Source organism: Acinetobacter rudis (assembly GCF_031157835.1).
Classification (GTDB): Bacteria; Pseudomonadota; Gammaproteobacteria; order Pseudomonadales; family Moraxellaceae; genus Acinetobacter; species Acinetobacter rudis_A.
Genome location: NZ_JAVIDR010000017.1, coordinates 47,618 through 69,744 on the forward strand (window position 1 = coordinate 47,618; position 22,127 = coordinate 69,744).

14 protein-coding genes and 1 pseudogene are annotated in these 22,127 nt (G+C 40.6%); 6 read left to right on the plus strand and 9 right to left on the minus strand.

The features are described 5' to 3' along the window. Positions 1 to 191: 191 nt before the first annotated feature. The 4 genes from RFH42_RS13275 to RFH42_RS13290 form a co-directional block, all read right to left on the minus strand. On the minus strand, positions 192 to 1,802 hold the full coding sequence (locus tag RFH42_RS13275) for a purine-cytosine permease family protein (RefSeq protein ID WP_308976189.1): 1,611 nt from the start codon (positions 1,800 to 1,802) through the stop codon (positions 192 to 194). A gap of 213 nt (positions 1,803 to 2,015) precedes the next feature. Continuing rightward, a complete protein-coding gene (hemJ, locus tag RFH42_RS13280; RefSeq protein WP_308976190.1) occupies positions 2,016 to 2,462 on the minus strand; it encodes a protoporphyrinogen oxidase HemJ in 447 nt (148 codons plus the stop codon). Between the two features lie 29 nt (positions 2,463 to 2,491). Further along, positions 2,492 to 3,727, minus strand: coding sequence for a beta-ketoacyl synthase N-terminal-like domain-containing protein (locus tag RFH42_RS13285; protein ID WP_308976191.1), 1,236 nt, complete (start codon positions 3,725 to 3,727; stop codon positions 2,492 to 2,494). 176 nt (positions 3,728 to 3,903) lie between these two features. Beyond that, positions 3,904 to 4,716 (minus strand): AraC family transcriptional regulator, encoded by an 813-nt coding sequence (locus RFH42_RS13290; RefSeq protein WP_308976193.1) that lies wholly within the window; start codon positions 4,714 to 4,716, stop codon positions 3,904 to 3,906. 103 nt (positions 4,717 to 4,819) lie between these two features. Between RFH42_RS13290 and RFH42_RS13295 the strand changes: the two genes are divergently transcribed. Next, on the plus strand, positions 4,820 to 5,962 hold the full coding sequence (locus RFH42_RS13295; RefSeq protein WP_308976194.1) for an MFS transporter: 1,143 nt from the start codon (positions 4,820 to 4,822) through the stop codon (positions 5,960 to 5,962). A gap of 72 nt (positions 5,963 to 6,034) precedes the next feature. On the opposite strand, the gene RFH42_RS13300 is transcribed toward RFH42_RS13295, so the two are convergent. From RFH42_RS13300 to RFH42_RS13320, 5 genes are all read right to left on the minus strand, one after another. Continuing rightward, positions 6,035 to 9,784 carry a DUF4132 domain-containing protein gene (locus RFH42_RS13300; RefSeq protein WP_308976196.1) on the minus strand — a complete coding sequence of 1,250 codons (3,750 nt, stop codon included), beginning with the start codon at positions 9,782 to 9,784 and terminating at the stop codon, positions 6,035 to 6,037. A 98-nt stretch (positions 9,785 to 9,882) separates the two neighbouring features. Then, positions 9,883 to 12,045, minus strand: coding sequence for an SWIM zinc finger family protein (locus RFH42_RS13305; RefSeq protein WP_308976197.1), 2,163 nt, complete (start codon positions 12,043 to 12,045; stop codon positions 9,883 to 9,885). Next, the gene (locus RFH42_RS13310) at positions 12,042 to 13,214 is read right to left on the minus strand and encodes a VWA domain-containing protein (RefSeq protein WP_308976198.1); all 1,173 of its coding nucleotides are present in this window, start codon (positions 13,212 to 13,214) and stop codon (positions 12,042 to 12,044) included. Before RFH42_RS13310 ends, RFH42_RS13305 begins: the two co-directional genes overlap by 4 nt. Then, positions 13,204 to 15,771 (minus strand): DUF5682 family protein, encoded by a 2,568-nt coding sequence (locus tag RFH42_RS13315; RefSeq protein WP_308976199.1) that lies wholly within the window; start codon positions 15,769 to 15,771, stop codon positions 13,204 to 13,206. Before RFH42_RS13315 ends, RFH42_RS13310 begins: the two co-directional genes overlap by 11 nt. 2 nt (positions 15,772 to 15,773) lie before the next feature. Beyond that, positions 15,774 to 16,871 carry an ATP-binding protein gene (locus tag RFH42_RS13320; protein ID WP_308976200.1) on the minus strand — a complete coding sequence of 366 codons (1,098 nt, stop codon included), beginning with the start codon at positions 16,869 to 16,871 and terminating at the stop codon, positions 15,774 to 15,776. A 274-nt stretch (positions 16,872 to 17,145) separates the two neighbouring features. On the opposite strand from RFH42_RS13320, the gene RFH42_RS13325 reads away from it, so the two are divergent. From RFH42_RS13325 to RFH42_RS13345, 5 genes and pseudogenes are all read left to right on the plus strand, one after another. Then, complete coding sequence (locus tag RFH42_RS13325; RefSeq protein ID WP_308976201.1) at positions 17,146 to 18,492, plus strand: EcsC family protein; 1,347 nt, start codon at positions 17,146 to 17,148, stop codon at positions 18,490 to 18,492. A 189-nt stretch (positions 18,493 to 18,681) separates the two neighbouring features. Then, positions 18,682 to 19,056, plus strand: a complete 375-nt coding sequence (gene rpsL, locus RFH42_RS13330; RefSeq protein ID WP_000246374.1) for a 30S ribosomal protein S12 — start codon at positions 18,682 to 18,684, stop codon at positions 19,054 to 19,056. 178 nt (positions 19,057 to 19,234) lie between these two features. Beyond that, complete coding sequence (gene rpsG / locus RFH42_RS13335; RefSeq protein ID WP_070069440.1) at positions 19,235 to 19,705, plus strand: 30S ribosomal protein S7; 471 nt, start codon at positions 19,235 to 19,237, stop codon at positions 19,703 to 19,705. Between the two features lie 127 nt (positions 19,706 to 19,832). Beyond that, positions 19,833 to 21,971 (plus strand): elongation factor G, encoded by a 2,139-nt coding sequence (gene fusA / locus RFH42_RS13340; protein WP_308976203.1) that lies wholly within the window; start codon positions 19,833 to 19,835, stop codon positions 21,969 to 21,971. A gap of 91 nt (positions 21,972 to 22,062) precedes the next feature. Next, positions 22,063 to 22,127, plus strand: a pseudogene (locus tag RFH42_RS13345) (GTP-binding protein); the annotation flags it as partial.

The following is a 22,127-nucleotide window of genomic DNA, read 5'->3' on the forward strand; positions in this document are numbered from 1 at the left end:
TGAATCCTTAAATGCATAATTCGTACCAAGATAGAGTTTTATTGATTATTAAAAATAGTTAAAAAATAGAGCGAATGTATAGTATGGTTTTCTTTAGCGGTAGATCAGCGAAGTTTACATATAAAAAATATCACTAAAAGTGATATTTTTTATATGTAAACTTCGCGCTTTAATGAGTAAGTGCTTTCGAATTAATCATCTTGTAAAGTCTTACATAAAGAGCAAATAATGCCATTATGTTGCTTTGAAAACATGACATCTGGACGTTCATATTTTTCATTGCAAGAAACGCATGAATAAACAGTTGCAACAGGGGTTCCCTCATGATGAAAGCGTGGTTCTGCAATACCATCATCTGTTTTTCTAATATAATACTTACCCTTAGTGAGTATGCCGAGAATAGGCGTTAAAATAAAGCCAACGATTAAAGCAATTAACGGTGAATACGAAGATAGAAAATCACCAAGAAGTCCAAAGAATGCAGCAATGGATAAAGTCGCAGCAGAGAGAAAGGCGATTAATCCAACTGGGTTGAAGTTATAAAGCATGTCTCGTCTATATTCTGGGTATTTAGGTGAAAGCTTTAATATATATTTATTAATGCTGATATCTGTAGCTACAACAACAATCCAAGCGATGGCAAAGTTAGAATAAAAACCCAATATTTTTCCTAACATGGCAAACATATTGCCTTCCATCAAAATCAATGCCACAAGGAGGTTGAATAGAACAAAAACGATTCGCCCCAGATACTTCTTAGTGACACGAGTATAAGCACTTGTCCATGCTAGAGATCCTGAATAGGCATTGGTAACATTGATTTTGATTTGGGAAATAACAACGAGAATAACCGCTAAACTCAGGGCCAGCCATGCAGGAAACATTTCATGAAAAGCAGTATTGAATTGTTGTACAGGTTCGGTGGCATTCACCCCAGGTAGTTTGGTAAATAAATAAAAGCCTAAAAATGCACCAATAATTTGCTTAATAGCACCAAGAATAACCCAACCTGGGCCAGCCGAAATAACGGCAATCCACCATGATTTACTGTTTGCTTTTGTTTTTGCAGGCATAAAACGTAAGTAGTCGATTTGTTCTCCAATTTGCATAATCAGTGATAAACATACACCTGCACCAAGCATAATTGCTGCCATATCAAAGGCTGCATAACCTTCTTGCCCAGTATAATTTGCGAAGGCACTGACTAGATTAGGTTCTTTATAAATAAGATAAGCAACTGGAGCAATCATTAAAAGTAACCAGACTGGTGTGGTCCAGACTTGCAATTTGCTCAGTGCTTTCATACCGTAGATCACTAGTGGGATCACGATAATAGTAGAAATGAGATAACCTGCCCACAAGGGAATTGCTAAGCCAAGTAAGAGTCCTTGCGCCATAATTGAACCTTCAAGCGCAAAGAAGATAAAGGTAAAGCTTGCAAAGATAATACTGGTAATAATTGACCCACAATAACCAAAGCCAGCACCACGAGTAATCAGATCGAGGTCTATGTTATATCGAGCAGCGTAGTAGGAGAGTGGAATGCCTGTTATAAAGATAATTAAGGCTGCAAATAAAATTGAATAGATTGCATTGGTTGTACCATAGCTCATACCAATCATTGCACCAATGGAAAAGTCAGCCAAATAAGCAATACCACCCAATGCGGTAATTGCAACGACTCCAGGGCTCCAGCGTCGAAAACTATGTGGGGTGTATCTTAGTGTGTAATCTTCAAGTGTTTCCTTGATTGCTTGATCTGTATTTTTTTCATTTGGTGGATTTAAAATAGTCTCTTGCATGCCGATCTTCCAAAATGATAGTCGTATACAAGATGAGCAAATTATATGCCAAACTATATTTTTTAATGATCTTATAGCATCTTTATTATTTATTTTTTTTAAATTATGAGTGTGTATTGCATAGGTCAAACGATATGCAGGTTAGGATATAGCATAAAAAAAGTCCAAACACACTGTTTGGACTTTCGATGACTTTCACGTGTTATGTCATGATCAAAATTGTGGCTTGACCACGACCAAGATAACCACTGCGAGCAAGAGTAAAGTTGGCATTTCGTTAAAGAAGCGCCAAAACTTGTGTGACTTATAATGAGCATTAGCAATGAGTTTTTTACGGTAGTAACCACATACCAAATGATAGATTACAAGTAAACCAACCAGAGCAACTTTAATATAGAACCAAGGCGCTTCATGATAATGCTGAGTTGCGTCACCCCAAGCCACTAAAAAGTGTGCAGTAATGAGGGTTGCAATCATTGCTGGCCACATAATGCCGCGATAGAGCTTACGCTCCATGACTTCAAAATGTTGGTGGCTAACAAGATCATCACTCATTGCGTGATAAACATAAAGCCGTGGTAAGTAGAATAATGCCGCAAACCAACAAACCACAGCAATAATATGTAAAGCTTTAACCCAAAGAAAGGCTTCAGAAACCATGAATGAACCTCTAGGGGTTCAGCCCATCCTTAAGCATCCGCCCATTTTTTGAAAACTAGACAGGCGTTTACACCGCCAAAACCAAAACTGTTACTCATTACAGTATTCAGTTTTGTATCACGTTTTTCAAGCACAATGTCAAAACCTTTAGCGCCTTCATCAAGTTCAGTGACGTTAATATTTGGTGCAATAAAGTCATTTTGCATCATGAGAACAGAATAGATCGCTTCTTGTACACCAGCAGCGCCTAAACTGTGACCAGTCATTGATTTTGTAGAGCTAACAGGTGGAACTTGACCTTCACCAAATGCACGCTCCATTGCTTTAAGCTCAGTAACGTCACCTGCTGGTGTTGATGTACCATGTGTGTTGACGTAGTCAATTTTGTCCACACCATGTTGTTTGGCTTCTTCAAGTGCCATGAGTACACAACGAGTTGCACCTTCACCACTTGGAGCAACCATATCTGCACCATCGCTATTTGCTGCATAGCCAACAACTTCTGCAAGAATGTTTGCACCACGAGCTTGAGCATGTTCTAAAGACTCTAGAACCACAAAACCGCCACCACCAGCAATAACAAAACCATCACGGTCAGCAGAATAAGGACGCGACGCTGTTTCTGGTGCATCATTATATTTTGAGCATAAAGCGCCCATGGCATCAAATAATAAACTTTGTGACCAGTGATCTTCTTCACCACCACCAGCAAGCATTAGGTCTTGTTTGCCAAGTTGGATCAAGTTATAAGCATAACCAATTGCATCAGCAGAGGTCGCACAAGCACTGGTAATTGAGTGGGCAACGCCTTGAAGTTTAAATGCCACACCAAGGTTAGCTGTAATCGTGTTTGACATATTACGAGGTACAAAGAAAGGCCCAACTTTGCGTGCGCCTTTTTCTTCTAGTAATTTGATCATTTCTGCTACAGAAGCAGTTGAGTTACCACCAGAACCCCCAGCAATACCGTAACGTGGGTTACCAGAAAGTTGATCAGCACTTAGACCAGCATGCTCAACAGCTGCAACAGCCGCATTGTAAGCATACATTGCACATACGCCCATGAAGCGTTTTAGTTTACGGTCAATGTGGTCAAAATCTTGTTCTGCTGCGGCACTGACATGACTCTTAAAATTAAGCTCAGCATAAGTCGGATTGTGACGTGTGCCAGAAATACCATTTTTGAGTGCGTGGGTCACATCTTCAAGTGAGTTCCCGATACACGAGTTAATACCCATACCTGTAATAACGACACGACGATTCATGCAAAGTCCTTTATTTTGAAAATTAATAACAGAATTGATGCCATTTAAACGTGTTTTGACATTGACCGCAATGGCGAAAGATATTGTTTCTGTGGTCAATGAATAACAGTGATTGTTTTAGCTCAAACTAAAGACAGCACAGCATTACAGCACGAAATTCCCAATTAATTGACTGTCTAAATATGCGCATATTTTTCCAAATTTGTAGGCAGTACAGTTTGTGAAATGCTTCCATGCAAATAAGCTGAAGGCGTGATTCCTGTAATTGATTTGAAAAAATGAATAAAAGCGCTATCACTTGAAAAGCACAATGCCTTGCTCACAGGGCTAATTTTTTTATAGAGGGGTAAAAGTTCTAAAGCACGTAGATAACGCCATTGATTTCTCCATTGCGTAAAACTTAGCCCCGTTTCTTTTAAAAAAATGCGCGAGAGCGTCTTTTCGCTTGCCCCTACATGTAAGGCTAGCTGTTTTAGCGTGAGTAAATAGGCATCTTCTGTAAGTTGGCTAAGACGACGATCTTGAGGAAACTTAAGAATGACAGGTTTTTTCTGAGCATGGACTAATTCGTGGAGACAGAGTTGGAGCAGATGGTGTAAAACTCCTTCTGACCAATCGCTGTTAAAGTCACTATGAGCTATGCGTTCGAGTAGTTCGGTCAATAAAGTTGTTGCGACAAAAACACAGATTTGTGCTGGAAGGCAAGTGATTTGTTGAGTGTCTAAATAAATAGAGCGATAGCCAGTGACTTTTTGCATTTCAGCACGATGCGGCGTATGTGGCGGAATCCAAGCAATACAGCCAGCAGGAAGAAAACATAATTGCTCGGTTAAGGTGATTTTTATACAACCATGTTGAGCGTAGAGCAATTGACCTTTGCTGTGCTGATGAACACCAGAATCATGTGAAGAAAGTTTTGCAGCAATACCAATCACTTTATTGCTGATTTGATCAGGATTAAAAACTGCATCAGCTTCAAGCCATGCCATAACTTGTCCGTTTTTTGATATTTAATGATCTTAATTATGATATGAATACAATATTCCTTCTACTAATCTGCCATTTATTAAGATATGTGGAGTAGAACTGGGAATGTTGTGGAATAAATTCAGCATATTGCTTTGTATTTTATTGATGATGCCACAGTGGGTTGAGACCATGTACAGTCCAATTTTGACTGAAATTCAGGCGTATTATCAGGTGAGTGCAGAGCAGAGTAGCTTAACGCTCTCATTGTACTTTGTCGCTTTTGCATTTGGTATCGTGTTTTGGGGATATTGCTGTGATCGTTACGGGAGGCGACCAACAGTTTTGGTTGGAATGAGTCTTTATTTGTTCGCGACAATTGCAGCTTACTATAGTGTTGAATTTATTCAGTTGCTTATAGTGCGCTTAATTGCAGCATTTGCTATTGCTGTCGCATCTATTGCAACACAAACGATTATACGTGATCGGTTTAGTGGCCAAGCTTTGGCTCAGTTCTTTGCTGTAGTGGGAATATTCATGGCCATTAGCCCAGCTTTGGGTATGCTGGTTTCTGCTCAATTGACTTTGCTTTATGATTATCGTGCTGTATTTAGTTGTTTGAGCATTGTTGCTGTTATTTTGCTGTTTTGGTGTGTTTGGGGGCTCCCTGAAACTCGTCCTGCACAACAAAATTCAATGCCATTTGTTACATTACTTGGGCGTATGCTCTGCGATAAACATATATTGAACACAGCAATATTAATTGCTTTATTTAATCTAAACGTATTTGCCTATTATCAATTGGCACCATTTCATTTTCAACAAATGCAGTTGTCAGTACAAGACTTTGGATACAGTGGGTTACTTTTAAGTTTAGGTGTCGCTACAGGGGCTGGCTTAAATCAATATGGCTTAAAGAAAGGTTATAGTGAGCAGAAGCTTCTTTGTTTAGCCGCACTGATTTCTGTTGTCGCAGCACTATTGGCATTGATTTTGATTAAAATTCAACAAGCTTGGTTTTCAGTTTCTGCACTTTTAATATTAATGGGTTATGCAATTGCAATTCCTAACTTATTAGCAAGTGCTTTAACACAATATCAAAACTCTGCTGGACGAGCAGGGGCCTTATTGGGACTGTTTTATTATAGTTTATTGGGAGTGAGCCTGATTTTTGCTGGCTGGGGACAGCATTTAGCTTGGACCTTGTTGCTGAGTGTGGCATTGATTATTGTGTTGTTATATCGACGCTTTAAATATCAATATTCATAGATGAAAGTAAGTAATAAAAAAGCCATCATGTATAAACATGATGGCTTGAGAAAAATTGATTAAAAGAAAATTTTACCAAGGTGTTTTCTTTTGCCACTCTGGATCAAAACCACTACACGCATCGGCCAATTTAAGATAATCAGCATAGCATTCGGCCAGTAAAATTTTAGGTACGTCCTCTATGAGAATATCGGTGCGATTCCAATAACTTTGGCCAGGTCGAGCAAAACGAAGGTCATAGAGTACAGCAGGAATATTTTCTTCAGGAACATAACTGCCACTAAAGCCAATTTGTACTTCTAAGTTAAGTGACTTAAAGGCTTTACTGTAACTATCAAAAGAGCCTGCATCTTCAATAGAGGTGCGTTGATAGCCCATTTTGTTGACGACACCACGTAGGGTAAAGGTGTCGGTTAACCAACCTTTACGGTCTTCAATCACATCTGTTTTAGGGTTATTAAATGTAGGTAAGCTACGGTTCATTTGCTCAAACAGTGGTTTAACTTTGTAGTCTTTGAAATGATCTGACCATTGCTCAGCCTGTTCAGCTCCAACTAAAACGGCATGGGAAATCTGTATGTGACTGTCACTCGCTAACTCAATTTCATCATCATCGAGGTTTAGTAGGCTACCATCATCACTTGGACGGAAATGCTGTGCTGTACCATCTGCTGCAATCTCTAACCAAACTAAACGTTGAATTAGACGATTCATGATTGGGTGAGCAAACAAATATTCCTGCCAATCAGCTACAGACCACTGGCGTTCTCCACACATTGACTCATAAAGACGCAGTGTTTGTAGGTCAATAACTTGTTTTAACTCCTTCTTACTGTTGCTCAATAGTGCTTTTGCTTCTTTGATCAGTGCTGCATCATCGTTTTGACGTGCTGCGGGTAGCGCCTTAACGACTTTGCCATCTTCATTTTTTAGGACGAATTTATCTTTGTCATCAACGTAGGCCGTAAAATGACGGCTGCCATATTCGAGCTGCAAGATACCTTGGTCATCAAGGCCCGCAGTTGGAATTGTACGGTCTGCGAGTTCATCACTACTCCAATGATTACGTTCAGCGATCTCAGCAACCAACTCACCAGCAAGTGTTTGTACTGAGGCAGTACGATAACGACGAGATAAGGACAATAACAATTGAATGACAAGCGGATCATTACTGATTGAGAGTGCATGAATCATGGCCTCAATTTGAGCGCGGCGCTGATAATGCTGTTTCATATAATCTTGTAATTGTTTTACAGCTGTGCTGCCTTGAGCTGCAAAAGTTAATGCGAGCATTCCTTTACTCTTGATTGCAGAACCAAGGTAAGTGGCCAAATGCTGACGTTTTAACTCATCAACGACTTGCTCTAAAGTAACATTTGCATATTCTGCATAATATTGAGGATAACGTTTATACCAATCCTGATAGTTGCTTAGGCGCCCTGGGCCTTCTTTCACTGCAATTTCCGTTGCTTCTTCTAGGCTAGGTCCACGGGTGTCTTGATGAATAAAGCTTTGCAATACATGATTGGCCAATTGTTGCTGGCTTTTTTCACTCAAGAGTTGCATGTAGCGTTGTAGTAAGGCATTTGGTTTTGGATCTTTGAGCTTTTCAGCCAAGATTAACCACCATTGAATAATTTCTGGATTAACTGCTTTACCATCTTGCCAAGTACATGCAGGGAGAGCGTTAAGATCAAACCAAGTAAAACTTGCCGATAAACGTCCTTTTAAACCTTGTTCCGCTTCTTTGAGTAACACTTTAGGTGCAAGGTGGGCACTAATGTCTTGGCCGAGTTGTTCAAGTGCAGTGAGTAAAGCTGCGCGAACAATTTCTTTTTTCTCTTTTTTGAGTAGTGCATTGAGGGGTTTTATTGCATCTTGAACTTGTAGGCGCGCTAACCATTCAATTGCAGTAATACGAATTTCTTGTTTGCCTGAGTCTAAGGCTTCTATTGCACGTAAGTGAATACCTGTTAGACGTTCAAGCGCGCGCTGTGCGTCAAAACGTAGGCGTTTATTTTCCCCTAAAGCAAGTTCAAGTAAACGTGGTACGAACTGTTGGGGGAGTACAGGGAATGTATTAAGTACGTTGATTGCACTTGCTGGTTCAAGCTCACGATATTTATTATCTGATTTTGATGGTGCAAGTCCCATAGCCTCAGTTAAAAAGTCCATGTTTTCAGCAAAGAAAGGCCAGATTTTGTCAGCATCTTGAATATAATCATTTAGATCATTCCAGGCTTCCATTAACATGCCTTCAGCAATCATTCGCTTACTATTGGTAAAGTTGTTGTTTGCAAGTGCTTGTTCAATGTGACGTAGTTCAAGTTGAGCAAGCTCCTCATGGTTGATGAGTGCGAAAAGTGAATCCCAATTGATGTAGTGACGACCATTCAGTGCGAACAAACGTACTGCATAGTTAAGATTGAACTGCTCTAAATTTTTTAGTGAGTTTTGATAGGTAATGATTTTAAAGTCGCTATCAAAAGACTTCAGACCTTGTTCACCATTTAAGTAACTGACCACACGGGCCAAAGATTCGGGCTTAACTTTCTGTAAATCTTTATAGTTACGCTGCGCCCAAGTTGATTTGTAACCGCTCTTCTCTAATTTATTTTCTTCGATTTCTCTTTCAGCAGATTCACGAGATTTTTCTAAAACTTGTTGATAATTTTGTGCAACAGTTTCAGAGAAACTTTCCGGAATTGTGGTTGTCATTAGTGGAGTGCATGCAGGAATGTGTAGTTCTTCTTGTCCAGATGCAGCATCTACAGATTTCAAGCGTTGTAAGGCTGACATGATGATTTGTTGTACAGATTTTAGTTTTTCTGCTGCATGCGCTTGTTCTAAGATATTCACACTACTTGGTGAAAGACGTGCCAGTAAGTCAGCCGCATTGCTGCGTTGCTTACTGTTGCCTGAGCTTAGGTAGTGGGCCAAGTAATGCTGGGTTTCGGTTTCTGGTAACAGGCTTAACATGCTGGTTGCTGTATCGCGTGTTCTTTTGGAACTACAAATACTTAATTGCACCATCACTTCTGCACTTTGGACTAAAAGATCTTTATTTGTTTGTAGGTATTGCAAGACATTTTCTTGACCTTCGACACCATAGTTAGGTGCTGCTTGCTGTAGTTGAGTTAAATGCGTTTGAATATATTCCTTACAATCCGCCAGCTTATAGATGACTTCTAGGTCGTCATTATAATAGCTACGACTACTCCGACGTTCAAAAATAAAATCAAGTAGATGAGGAACAAGTGTTGAATCTTCTTCAGCGAGTAATGCTTCTAATTTAGCTATGCTCCAGTGTTGCAATAAGGTTTTTCTTTGATCTTTTTCACTAAAAGAACGGTTTGCCAGTGAAGTCACTAGGCCATCAATTGCAAAGTAGTGGAACCATTCTGGAAGCGATGGGCAGATCTGGTCTAAATTGCGTTGTTGGGTCGCAGCAGCCATCCATTTGCCTAGGCGAATGATTTGCTCATTACTCAGAGTGTCAAAAATTTTTTCATATAAAGTTTTGCGTGCACGGCTTGAGCTTTTGGCTAGTGCCTCCTCAGCTTTAGTTAAAGTGACTTGTCCCCAGTAATAGCCAAAAGTCCCAGGTTTACCTAAAATTAGTCCTGCTTTGTCATCAGGTAGCTGCTGTAAACGCATTAATACATCGACATGTTCACCATTCACAATAAACGCCATACTGTCTTCAGCTAGGCTTTCATCTATCTTAGCCAAGGGTTCAACAATTTGTTGTAACAACTTGCCTTGAGGTTCAGTAAAATTTTTAAACAAATTAACAATCGATGTAAATAACGTATTTGACATATAAGATCCTTCATAAGCAGCTGGGGCAAGCCGTTGTAGTTTTTAAAAAGTAAATTAATTTTAAATGAATACGTGTCATTGCCTAGGGCAGAATTCACCTAGAACGACATAGTTTGACTCTCCAACTCAAATCGATATTGTAGCCGTTGTAATTGAATCAACAAATGTCGGCTTTGGAGTAGACCGTGTGCTAAGTTATTGGTTTTAAGCAATTGATCAAATTGTTGAGCAATGAGCTGTAAGCCTAAATCTTCAAATTGTTGACGATAGCCAATGAGCTTTTCCTGATCACTCGGGTCGAATTTTGCCCGCCCAATATTGGCATAAAAAGCCAAAAATGATTGACTATGAAGCAGTAAAAGCTCAAGAGGTGTGTGGTGAATGCCTGCTTGCCACTGTTTTTTTTGTTTGAGCATTTTCTCTATTCGGCCCGTAATCAATTCAAATACATTGGCTTTTGGTGGGCGTGGTGGGTAGTGATAGTCCAAACTAAAAATACGCAGTCCATCTTTTTTTTCAAGAATCACACTGCATGGAATTAAGCGTGCTCGATGTTGGCTGAGATCGATTCTTACCAGTGTGGCGACAGGTTTGGCCGTAAAAATGAGGCTGTTAAAATGTTTTAAACGGTTTTCATAATGACTTTCCACAGGCATGCTGAGTTTTAAGCTATGGCCATGCTGATCTATAATGCGGCATTCGAAGCATTGCTCAACTTCATTAAGTTCAGGTTTTTCAATATCTTGATGGCGTAACAATACATAACGTTGCATATTGCGAGCAACACTAGAGTGAGGGCGGATGAGGTGATCTAGCTGTTGCCAATCATCAATAGCCAATCCTGGTTGTTTTAGTTGCTCTACGTCTAATTGTTTAAATTCGGCCTTTTCTATAAAGCGTGTTTCACTGCTGGCACTGAGGCGATTGTTATCACTCATTTTGGCTTGAGTAAGTTCGAGTTGATGCTGCAACAAATAGTCAATATTACTGCCCCAAATCCCACTTTGCGCAGCACTGTTTTTATCAAAAGTACTGTCTAGATGGTTGGCACGGGCTTGTGTGACTTCATAGTGTTGTTGCTGCTCAGCATCCCAATAGTACAAGCTTAAACCACGAGCTCCGCTGTCTAGTTGCCACCATTCACAGCCTAGTGGAATCAAATGAGCAAATTGTTGCTGTTGATAATCACGCTGTGAGCTGCCTTTAAGCTGTTGGAGTTGTTCAGGGTATTGTTGATTCGCAAGCAAAGCTGCTAAATAAGCATAAAAATAAGCAAGTTGATCAAAAACTTGGTTTTCATCTACTTGGTGATCATCCTCACTTAAAAATTGACGCATTAAACCATGGAGCTGTCGCAGTTCAGCAGCTAAGCGAGGCAAATTTTGTGCACGGGCTTGCATATTAAGGATATGTAGTGCCAGTACAGATTCATGGGCAATATGAGAAAGCCCTTGATGCATAAAGTGTTGGGTAATTTGCTGTAACTCATTGATAAGTGCTAAGTCTTCAGTTTCTAACTGTATAGGAATATTCTGTTCGGCTTCATTTTGTAGTAAGTCATCAGGCCACGCCCATACTATATGATGGTGGTGAAATAAATATGCTATACAGGCTAAATGTACAGCAGCTTGTTGTTTGCTCGGTAGATCTGAGAGCATTCCTGCAAAGCCAAGCGTAGGAAAGAGTTGAACTTTATGAGGACTCAATTCAGTTAAAAAGCAGATTTTATCGGCTTGGATATCAATTTGACAGCGCTCAGGATGCTGTTGCCAGTCTAAAAAAAATTGATAAGCAAGACGACGTGTGACTTTAGTGCTTTTCTTTAAAATTGCAGCACTGTCTAAGGCTAGTGCTGCTGCCAAGGTCATTTGTGTGGCTTGAACAGAGTCGGCACCCGAGGCTGTGTTGGTGTGAGATGTATGTTCGCTGGCAGTATCAATTGCGGTATTTGCTGATGTTGAGGTTGGAGGTGTAGTAGTGCCATTAAACTGTGCTGGATGTTGTTGCATCCATAAAATACTACTTAAAATATGTTTACAGCAACCTTGAGCAGGGCAGCTACATGTTGCGGCGGCAATGCCCTCTGGGCTAAGCTGAACCTGTTCTTCTTCAACCTGAAACTCAAGCTGTTGTTGGCTGTCATCTGTATTGCTACTCAGCTGTACCTGATCAAGTGCTTTTTTTGCACGTCGAATTAAGCCAGCATTACTATGTAAAGCTAAACTGTCTTCATCATATTGTAAATAAACTAACCAGCTCATTGCATTACCTCAGCAAACCAATTGGCCAAATGTTCTGGTGTCATGGCTGCGATTTCCATACCTCGTTGTTGTAGTTGTCCTGCCATGTTGTGGTCATAACAAGGATTAGCATGTTGGTCTAATGCAGCAAGTCCCAATAACTTACAGCCCTGTTGATGTAGACTAGCCGTGGTATTTAGCATGTTTTGTACAGAGCCACCTTCTTCAAAGTCGCTAATGAGAACTAAAATACTCCGCTGTGGTTGTTTGATCTTTGTTGCGCAATATTGCAGTGCTTGGGCGATATGTGTACCACCACCAAGTTGAATGGTGAGTAAAATTTCAACGGGATCATGTGCCATATGGCTAAGGTCTACAATTTGGGTATCAAATAAGACTAAGCTAACATTCACAGCAGGGAGTGCAGCTAAGATACTGGCGCAAATGGCTGCGTACATAATCGAGTCCATCATCGAGCCACTTTGGTCTACACATAACACTATTTCCCAAGGCAGGTGTTTTTGCACTCGGGCATTAAAATATGGCGTTTGAATAATGAGTTTTTGTAAGTCGGGTTGATAATGCTTGAGATTTTCCCGAATGGTGCGACGCCAATCAAAATTTTGTGCCTGTTTAATGGGTGATCTACGAAAACGATGTCGCCGCCCTTGTAAAGCTTGCAAGAAATTGGGACGAATTTTTTCCAGCATTTCAGCAACGACTTTTGCAATCAGGCTACGAATTGCTTCTTTCATCTCTGCGCTCATATGCCCACGTAAACTCAGTAAGGCTTTGGCAACATTAGGGCTCGCATCAAGCTGTTGAATATGTTCAGGGCGTTTCAATAAATCAGACATTTGATAGCGTTCAAGCGCATGTTTTTGCATACGTTCAAAGGTCGATTTAGGAAAGAGCTTTCGGCCTTGATCAAGCCAATTGATTGCTGTGAGTTGTGAGGCATCTAAACTACCATGACGGTTTTGTTGTTTTATGCCACGGCGTTTGTATTCTTCACGGTACAGATAGTCCAGTTGGCGTTCAATTTTAAGTTCTTGGCCTGAAAGTTGTGCCTCAGCTAAGTTTTGATCTGCATAACGGCCCAACATCAAACGCCAACGGCGTGCTTGGTCTAATGAATCATTGCTTGGGGATTGCTCTGCCACAGGTGTTTGATTGAGTTCATGCGTCATACTGGGCTTCCTGTGTTGGTGTGACTGTCATGTCTTGTTTGAACCAATCAATTAAGTGGTCATGTGTAAGTAGGTGGTGGAGCTGCTGATTGAGGGCAACACCTTCAAGTACCTGTTGTTCATTTAAATGACTAAAGACTTGATCAAGGATCACTTCTTGACTTAGACCTGAAAGTTCGGCAATGCGTTCAGCAATTTGGCGCGTTTGTTTAGGATTAAATTGACTAAAAGCAAAACGAAGGTCTGGCAAAATGCGAATAAATAACTCGTCAGACCATTGGCTTACCAGTTGGAATAGGGCATCAATCGCAATGTGTGATTGCACAAAAATCTCAGGAGCAATATGCAACATTCCTTGTAGATATTGCACAGCCTCTTCAGGATCACTTCCTGTTGCAAAACTAAGCAATAATTCATTACTTAACGTTTGCTGTTGAATACGTTGGTCTAAAAAACGCAGTACATCCACTGCACCTTTGAGTTTGCTGAGATGATTTTGACGTAGCTGCTCTAGATCAATTTGTTGATACATTAATGTTAAGAGCTGATCGGCTGTAGAACGTAATGCCTCATCTTGAAGTTTAGCTGCAATTTGCTGTTGTACATTAATAATCAGTTCATGCAGGTGTTTTAAATGCTTGAGGTTTTCTTCGATTTTTTCTTCATGACTATCATAAAGTTGCTCAAGTAGATAACACGCTTGTTGCAAGGCCAAAATCAGGCTCTGTTGTAATTGTTGCTCAGGCAATTGTAATAACTGCCGACCATGCCAGAGATAGTAGAGCTGCTGAGCAGCTGCAATGATTGAACCTAAATTTTGATCACTATACAAATACTGTGCAAGCTGTTGATTTAATACTTCAAGTTGTTGTTTTAAACCGAGTCTACAGGCGAGTGCAAGTAGTTTTGCAGTTTCAGTTGCAGATTGTCCAAGACCTTGTTCCTGATTATGTTTTTGTTGTTGGACAAGTTTATGTATGGCGATTTTTTCTAGTTGGTCACCTTGTTCAGAGAGCTCGATTAGTCGTGCTTCTACACTCGGTGTCCATGCATAACGCCATTCTTCAAACAGTAAATCGAGTCCAGCACCCAGTACATAGTTGGGGCCTGAAAGTCGTTGGGCAAAGCCACAGTCTACATAGTCGAGTAAATGTAAAAATTGGCTAATATGTTGATGTAAAGGTTTACGGTAAACATCGAGTTTACGTTGACGTTTTAAGGTGTCAGTTAAGTTAAAACGGAATTTGTTGATTTGTTGATAGACATTATCGACTAGTGCAGGACGATGTTGGTCAGCTGGCACTTGCCCCAGTGTTTGTCCACCAAGAAATAAATAGATCTGTTGAAATAAGTGCTGTTGACCATCTTCGAGTTCACCCTTAACCAAAGCGCTTTGTAGAGCATCAAGGAGGTCATAACGGCTAGGACGATAGTGCCCTCGTAGGTTAGCTAATTGCCAAGCAATTTCTGCTGTATGTTTAATGGCAAGAAAAGTGTTAATGTCCAAACATTTTTCAGCATCTAAATAGTGACAAAGTTGACTTAAATAACCTAATACATTTTGTTCTAGTCGGATGGGGTCGTTTGAGTCGATATTTTCTTGATCGAGTTGTTGCCAAAATTGTTGGTAAAAAGCTGGTGAAGGCATACCTGAAGCATAACCATTTAATGCATCAAGGCGATCAAAACTATAACGAATCAGCCATGCTTGTTCTTGCCAATTGTTTTGAGTCGTTTTGTGTTGTTTGAGCTGCGACTTTTTTTTACTGAGTAGCTCGATTAAAGCAAGTGTGTGAAAACCGCCAGTGACAACTAAAATACGATGCTCAGGTGCAATAGTGTCCTGAATATGTTGCCACATACAGTCTTCACGGTGTAATGAACCATCTTGTAATAATACGTCGTCTTCATAGTCTAAACGTGCTAAGGCACACCAACTAAAAACCTCATTAAAGAAGTCTTCCGCTTGAGTGAGTTGTTTTGCTGATTGTAATTCAAATAAATGATCCCACAGCTCATCATGATTACGACAATGTAGCCGCTGTGCTAAACGTTGAATATATTGACTATGTGCAAGATAACGTTCCGACATGAGGGAGCGTTGGGCGATATCAAGTTGTTTAGATTGATCTAATTCACTTTGTTTAGCCCAAGAGAGATCAATAAACTTAAGCGTTGCACCAATCGTTTTACCTTGTTGTAATGCGATCCATTCTGGAGAGTACTGACAAAATGGAAAATAAGCAGAAGCTAAGTTGGGTGATTCATGTTCTGAATCATTGGCTTTTGCTGTGGGATGTGCCTGAGCAAAAATAGCAACAGGTGGAGCTGTGTCCTGATGAAGAAGGCTAGGTAATAAAAAATTAAAACTTTCTGGGCCTTCAATTAAAATATGTGTTGGTTTTAACTGCTCAATATAGTGCTTCAATGCATAAGCACAGGCTGGGCTGTGGTGGCGAACTGGAGCAAAAAATATATTTTGTTTGGCCAATTGTTGTTTGGCCAATAGCGCCTGTGAAAAGCGCTCTGGCCATGTGGCATTTTGAATATCTATCATGCTTAAAACTCACGAGCAGCCTGATAAAATGCTTTCCAGTCGGCATCCTGACGAGCACGTTCTTTGGCTACTGTGTCGATATAGTATTTTAGGCGTTTAACGTCATCAGGATTATCTTTGAAGACTACACCTAACAATTGCTGTGCAATATTTTCAGCGCGTAGTACACCATCTCCTAAATAAATTGCTTGTAAGCCTGCTGCATGTGCAATGTTGACGGCTTCTGCTGTAGACATGACTGCATCAGGTGTTTTTAGATTGGCGCCTTGTAAGCTTTGTCCTGTACGTAGTTCATTAAAAATGGTAACTAGCAGTTCAATCACAGGGAGTTTAATTTGTAGTTCATTATGTAGTTCAGCTAGTTGTTGTTTAAGTTGTAGCTGAACCAGCTCAATTTCAAATTCACGATTTTGGATTGGCTTTACTGTTTCAAAGTTAAAACGACGTTTTAATGCCGAAGACATTTCATGTACACCACGGTCACGTAAGTTAGCCGTTGCAATAATATTAAAGCCTTGTTGTGCATAGAGACTATAGTCTTGGCCCATTTCAGGAATCATCATTTGTTTTTCAGACAGTAATGAAACAAGTACATCTTGGATTTCTGCTGGGCAACGTGTGATTTCTTCAAAACGTGCAATATGGCCTTGGCGCATTGCGTGGAAAATTGGTGATGCAATAAGTGATTTTTCAGAGGGACCTTCTGCAAGGAGGAGAGCATAGTTCCATGAGTATTTAATATGGTCTTCTGTTGTACCAGCAGTCCCTTGTACTGTGTATTGCGAGCTACCACTGATTGCTGTGCTAAAAAGTTCAGATAGCATTGATTTTGCAGTACCTGGTTCACCCACTAGCATGAGCCCTTGATTGCCCATTAGGGTGACCAATGCGCGATCAACTAAAGCATCATCCCCATAGAATTTTTTTTGAATATTGAGTTCATCATCACCTAAAATAAAACGACGTACCGCATGAGCAGAAAGTTTCCAACCATGTGGTTTTCGGCTTTTGTCTTGTTCCTGAAGACGTAGTAATTCATCTTGGTATTTTTGTTCCGCGCTTAATTTGAGTTGGCTAGCTGGGATAATATTTGATGTCATATGTAATCTATAAGGGTTAAATCTGAGCTTAAAAACATAATAACAGCAGTTGAAAAAATAAAAAGATGTTAAAAATTACGCTGCGACAAGTTGTGACAAGTCGAATAGAGTAGAATAAATGGTCAGAGCGGTTTGGGTTTATTCATTGACTTTTCTACGAAATAAGTCCAGTTTATTCAGGAAATATTTTTAAATTTTTATCCTGAAGTTTTCTACAAATGACACTTTATGATGTGTCTTTAAAATAAGTACAAAAACTTGCAGAGAGGTATATATGTCAAAGTCAACATCTCAAGCTTCGGGTCTATTGGGGACAGCCGTTTCGTTGGCAAAGAAAGTAACTCAGTCTGGTTTAGAAGTGCTTCATCATTTTTCTCCTACAGTTACACCACTTGATCATATGTACGATCAAACTTCAGTGATAGAAGGGCAAGCACAGCAAAGTTATAGTTTTGATAAAAAGCATTATGATCTTCCACAGCACATGATTCGTGAACATTTACCACGCCTATCTAGTCAGCTTTTAGGTCGACATTACACACGCATGAGTAAAGTTGGACAAATGATTTCACCAGAATTAAATCAAAAAGCTGCCGATTATTTTTTTGACTATTTAAATGAATGGGTATCTCGTCAGAGTTCTGTTGCTCAGCTACTTGATGAAGTCGGTGCAAAAAACTTAAATGAACTACGTACAGACCCAGAGCGCTCACATCGGATTAGTCAGGCATTAGGTAATCAAAACAAGATCATCGCTGTTTGCCTTGGTGCGTTAACAGGGGCGACAGGTGTAGTCGGTGCTGCAGTGGATGTGCCGAGTTCATTGGTGTTGGCTTTAAAGAGTATTTATCAAACAGGTCGAGCGTACGGTTTTGACTTAAACGCTGAAGATTATATTGCTGTTGAATATATTTTTAAGCATATCGATATGGGGAGTGTGGCAGAAAAGCAGGCACTCTTAGCAGCACTTAGGGCCTTTTCTGAATTGTTAAGTTCTCATGATTTGAGTCATTTACAATCCTTAGTAGGCTCAAGTAATGATTTAGCACCATTAAAGGCATGGTTAGGTTCAGCAAAAGTCCCTACTTGGTTGCATGAGCATGATTCAACAACGCAGTGGAGTGCCTTGGCTGTATTGGCAAAGTTTACGCCAATCGTTGGTATGGGAGTGGGGGCATTATATAGTTGTCATTTGGTGACAGATGCAACCGTAAAAGCAGAACAGATTTTCTCTCAAGCACGCTATTTTCTAAACCTTCATCCTGATACTGAATTAGATCCATTGTCTGCATATTTTGCACAACAAGAACAAATTCAAAGTGAAAATATGCGACAAAACAACGCCATCGAAACAGAGCAGTTATCAGGAAAAATGACTGTTGATTCATCTAGTACAATAACTGCTATTACTCCTTTAGCAGAGCAAAATAGTGAGGCAGCTAATGCTGTTGAAGCCGCTAAACAGTCGAAGTCTGATCAGGTTACTGTGATTTCGAGTGGTATTGAAGTTGAGGGTGAGTCTGAGTTTAAGGGACAAGAAACCTCCGCGAGTACGCCAGTTCAGGCAGTAGAAAGTGAGACAGCTCAACATGATGTAACAGAAAAAAAGCTGCAAAAATAAGCAGTATTTGGTCTGCAAATACACCAGAAAACAAGTGTTTTTCTTGACTAATTCTTTACAAAAACTGGCAGGCCGCAGTGTATTTTTTACCTGTGTGGTCTGTTGACCATTTATCCTTCTTCGCTTACAATTGCATGCCCCCAAAAAGTCGACTTTTTGGTGGTTTTTTAACAACGGGAGAATTGCCATATGGCAACAACAAATCAGTTGATCCGTAAGGGTCGTACAACTTTGGTTGAAAAATCAAAAGTTCCTGCGTTGAAGGCTTGCCCACAACGTCGTGGTGTGTGTACACGTGTTTATACAACTACACCGAAAAAACCTAACTCAGCAATGCGTAAAGTTTGCCGTGTTCGCTTAACTTCTGGTTTTGAAGTTTCAAGCTATATCGGTGGTGAAGGTCATAACCTACAAGAGCACAGTGTTGTTCTTATCCGTGGTGGTCGTGTTAAAGACTTACCAGGTGTACGTTACCATACCGTTCGTGGTTCTTTAGACTGTGCTGGCGTAAAAGATCGTAACCAGTCTCGTTCTAAATACGGTGCTAAACGTCCTAAGAAATAATCTTAGAATTTAGAACTGCAATCCTTTATCGTCTCGCTTGTTTGATTGCTACATACAGATTTTCAAAAATTTGGTTTGTAAAAATTCAAGCGACGTGTAGTAAGGCCAGCGAACAGTACACGACACTTTGTACTACTGCTGGATTATCCTGAAGTGTCATATTTATAGGTGTATTAAAATGCCAAGACGTCGCGTAGTCGCTGCCCGTGAAATCCTTCCGGATCCTAAGTTCGGCAGCCAAACCATCGCTAAGTTCATGAACCACGTTATGCAAGATGGTAAAAAATCAATTGCTGAAAGTATCGTTTACGGTGCTTTAGATCGCGTTCAAGAAAAAAATAAAGTAGACCCAGTTGAATTTTTCGAGACAACTCTTGAAAAAGTTCGCCCTATGGTCGAAGTTAAAGCACGCCGTGTAGGTGGTGCTACTTATCAAGTACCTATGGAAGTGCGCCCATCCCGTCGTACTGCCCTAGCAATGCGTTGGTTGGTAGATGCTGCTGCTAAGCGTTCTGAAAAAACGATGGCTCTTCGTTTAGCTGGTGAGTTGCTTGATGCAGCTGAAGGCAAAGGTGCAGCGATCAAAAAACGTGAAGATGTGCATCGTATGGCTGAAGCCAACAAAGCCTTCTCTCACTATCGCTTCTAAGCGGTTTAAGCAGGCCTTATTCAGGAGATGGCATGACTTGTCACGAGCTTGTCATCAAAGCGCTTTAAGTTGCAATGCAGCTTAAAGCGTCCTGTTTTAGACAACAAATTTAGGAATGCTAGAAATCATGGCACGTCAAACCCCAATTTCTCGTTACCGTAACATTGGTATCTCTGCGCACATTGACGCAGGTAAAACAACTACATCTGAACGTATTTTGTTCTATACCGGTGAGAGCCATAAACTTGGTGAAACTCACGAAGGTTCAGCAACTACTGACTGGATGGAACAAGAACAAGAACGTGGGATTACAATTACCTCAGCAGCAGTAACATGCTTCTGGAAAGGTATGGGTAATCAATACGATCAACACCGTATTAACGTCATCGACACACCGGGACACGTTGACTTCACAATCGAAGTAGAACGTTCTATGCGTGTACTTGATGGTGCGTGCATGGTTTACTGTGCTGTAGGTGGTGTACAACCTCAGTCAGAAACAGTATGGCGTCAAGCGAACAAATACGGCGTGCCTCGTATTGCGTTCGTAAACAAAATGGACCGTACTGGTGCGAACTTCTTACGTGTTGTTGAACAAATGAAAACACGTTTAGGTGCGAGCCCTGTGCCAATCGTACTTCCAATCGGTGCTGAAGACACTTTCACAGGTGTTGTTGACCTTATCGAAATGAAAGCGATCATCTGGGATGAAGCTTCTCAAGGTATGAAGTTCGAATACGGCGACATTCCTGCGGATATGGTTGAGCTAGCAAACGAATGGCGTACAAACATGGTTGAAGCAGCTGCTGAAGCTTCTGAAACTTTGATGGACAAATACCTAGAAGAAGGCGAGTTGTCTAAAGAAGACATCATTGCTGGTTTGCGTGCACGTACACTTGCTGCTGAAATTCAGCCAGCTATGTGTGGTTCTGCGTTCAAAAACAAAGGTGTTCAACGTATGTTGGATGCTGTAATTGAATTCTTACCAGCACCGACTGATATTCCAGCCGTTAAGGGTATTCTTGACGACAAAGCTGAAACTGAAGCAACTCGTGAAGCTTCTGATGAAGCGCCGTTCTCTGCGTTGGCATTCAAAATCATGAATGACAAATTCGTAGGTAACTTAACATTCGTTCGTGTTTACTCAGGTGTGTTAAAAGCAGGTAGCCCTGTTTATAACCCAGTGAAAATGAAACGTGAACGTATTGGTCGTATCGTACAGATGCATGCAAACGATCGTCAGGATATCGAAGAAATTCGTGCTGGTGATATCGCAGCTTGCGTAGGTTTGAAAGATACTACAACAGGTGACACACTTTGTGACGAAAACAATGTGATCACACTTGAGCGTATGGAATTCCCTGAGCCAGTAATCCAATTGGCTGTAGAACCGAAAACCAAAGCTGACCAAGAAAAAATGTCTGTTGCTCTCGGTCGTTTGGCTAAAGAAGATCCTTCATTCCGTGTATTCACTGACGAAGAGTCTGGTCAAACAATCATCGCTGGTATGGGTGAGCTTCACCTTGACATCATCGTTGACCGTATGAAACGTGAGTTCAGCGTTGAAGCGAACATTGGTAAACCAATGGTTGCTTACCGTGAAACAATCAAGAAAACAGTTGAACAAGAAGGTAAATTTGTTCGTCAAACTGGTGGTAAAGGTAAGTTCGGTCACGTATATGTACGTCTCGAGCCGCTTGATGTTGAAGAAGCTGGTAAAGAATATCAATTCGCTGAAGAAGTGGTTGGTGGTGTAGTACCTAAAGAATTCTTCGGTGCGGTTGATAAAGGTATTCAAGAACGTATGAAGAATGGTGTCTTGGCTGGTTACCCTGTTGTGGGTATTAAAGCGACATTGTTTGATGGTTCTTACCATGACGTCGACTCTGATGAATTGTCGTTCAAAATGGCAGGTTCTTATGCATTCCGTGATGGTTTCATGAAAGCAGATCCTATCCTTCTTGAGCCAATCATGAAAGTTGAAGTGGAAACTCCAGAAGATTACATGGGCGATATCATGGGTGACTTAAACCGTCGTCGTGGTATGGTTCAAGGTATGGACGACCTACCTGGTGGTACTAAAGCAATTCGTGCTGAAGTTCCATTGGCTGAGATGTTTGGTTACGCAACTCAAATGCGTTCAATGTCTCAAGGCCGTGCAACGTACTCAATGGAATTTGCTAAATATGCAGAAACTCCACGTAACGTTGCTGAAGGAATTATCACTAAATTCCAAACTGGCGGTAAAAAAGGTGACGACGAGTAATCTTTCGATTACTATAAGCCCAAACCAAATTTGAGTTGAAAACTAGTGCTCATGAGAGATCCTCATGAGCAGTTCATAAAGGAAGATCATCATGGCTAAAGCCAAGTTTGAACGTAATAAACCACACGTTAACGTGGGTACAATTGGTCACGTTGA